2 protein-coding genes are annotated in these 1,695 nt (G+C 62.8%); both read right to left on the bottom strand.

The window, feature by feature from the left end:
- Positions 1 to 60: 60 nt before the first annotated feature.
- On the bottom strand, positions 61 to 1,272 hold the full coding sequence (hemA, locus tag WBG82_RS03525; protein ID WP_424421456.1) for a 5-aminolevulinate synthase: 1,212 nt from the start codon (positions 1,270 to 1,272) through the stop codon (positions 61 to 63).
- Between the two features lie 162 nt (positions 1,273 to 1,434).
- On the bottom strand, positions 1,435 to 1,695 hold a 261-nt coding region (locus tag WBG82_RS03520), incomplete at its 5' end, for a glycerophosphodiester phosphodiesterase family protein (protein ID WP_424421453.1).

Here is a 1,695-nt window from a genome sequence, read left to right as displayed (position 1 = left end):
ATGACCTCGCGGCGGCCGCCTGCCCCGGAGGCGGCCGATGGCGGATTGCCGCTGTCGCCGTTACGCGGCACGCCTTATGTTCCGCTGCGTCCAGACGGAATCGAGAGCCTTCACCAGATCTCTCATCATCTCGTCCGTGTGAACCGGGCAAGGCGTGAAACGCAGACGCTCCGTGCCGCGCGGCACTGTGGGATAGTTGATGGGCTGCACATAGATGCCGTGATCCTGCAGGAGATCGTCGCTCACCTGCTTGCAGACGACGGGGTCGCCGACCATCACGGGCACGATATGGCTTTCGCACATCATCACGGGGAGGCCCGCATCGGCCATCATGCGCCGCAGCGTGCGGGCGCGTTCCTGATGCTTCTCCCTTTCGACGTTGCTCGCCTTCAGATGACGGACCGCGGCGAGCACGCCCGCGACGAGAACCGGCGCAAGCGAGGTCGAGAAGATGAAGCCCGGCGCATAGGAGCGCACGACGTCGATCAGCATCGCCGAGCCGGCGATATAGCCGCCCATGACGCCGAAGCCCTTGGCGAGCGTCCCTTCGATGATATCGACCTTGTCGAGCACGCCGTCCCGCTCCGCGATGCCACCGCCGCGAGGTCCGTAGAGCCCGACGGCGTGAACCTCGTCTAGATAGGTCAGCGCGCCGTATCTCTGCGCGAGGTCGCAGATCTCTCCAATGGGCGAAATATCACCATCCATCGAATAGACGGACTCGAAGGCGACGATCTTCGGCTGTTCCGGATCGAGTTCCTTAAGCAGCGTTTCGAGATGGGCGAGATCGTTGTGCTTCCACACGCGCTTCGGCCCGCCGCCGCGCCTGATCCCTTCAATCATCGAGGCGTGGTTCATCTCGTCCGAGATGATGACGCAATTGCCGAAGAGCCGCGCGAGCGTGGACAGCGTCGCATCGTTCGCCGCGTAGCCCGATGTGAAAAGAAGCGCCGCTTCCTTCTGGTGCAGATCGGCAAGCTCGTGCTCGAGCTCGACGTGATAGCGCGTGGTGCCGGAAATATTGCGCGTGCCCCCTGCCCCCGCGCCAACCTCATCGATGGCGCGGTGCATGGCCGCCAGAACGTCCGGATGCTGGCCCATGCCGAGATAGTCGTTCGAGCACCAGACGATGATTTCGCGCGTGCCTTCCGGCGTGTGGAACGTGGCGCGTGGAAAGTCGCCGCGATGCCGCAGAATGTCCACGAAGACCCTGTAGCGGCCTTCATCCTTCACGGACCGCAGCGCATCACTGAGCTTCGACTGATAATCCATGGCCGCGTTCCCATTCAGCATTGGTGGTGGTGCCATGCCGGGCGGCGCGCTCCGCAGCTCCTTGCGGCATCACAAGTTTCAATTAACACACAATAGCGGCATGCGGCAGAGCTTTGTTACCGCGAATTGTCGCATTAAATTCATGCACATGCATCAGGGTTATTAGGAACTCCAGAGCCCTCTTTCCATGAGAACGGCCTTCAGGACCGCCGGCTGGTCGGTCATGAGCCCGTCGACCCCGACGTCGATGAGGCGGTTCATTTCAGCCGGATCGTCGATGGTCCAGACGTGAACCTGGAGCCCCGCCTCATGGGCGCGCCCGATCAGCGCCCGGTCTATGAGCCGTATCCCGTATTGCGAAACGGGTATCTGCGCGCAGCCCTCGACGAAGCCGCCGCAGAGCCCGCCCATGGGCCCGAGCCA

Source organism: Parvibaculum sp., from assembly GCF_049671045.1.
In the GTDB taxonomy this organism is placed as follows: domain Bacteria; phylum Pseudomonadota; class Alphaproteobacteria; order Parvibaculales; family Parvibaculaceae; genus Parvibaculum.
This window is presented reverse-complemented; position numbering and strand designations above follow the sequence as displayed.

What these genes read in the sequence shown, in the direction of transcription:
- hemA (WP_424421456.1), bottom strand. Translation starts at nt 1,272, where the DNA reads ATGGATTATCAGTCGAAGCTCAGTGATGCGCTGCGGTCCGTGAAGGAT.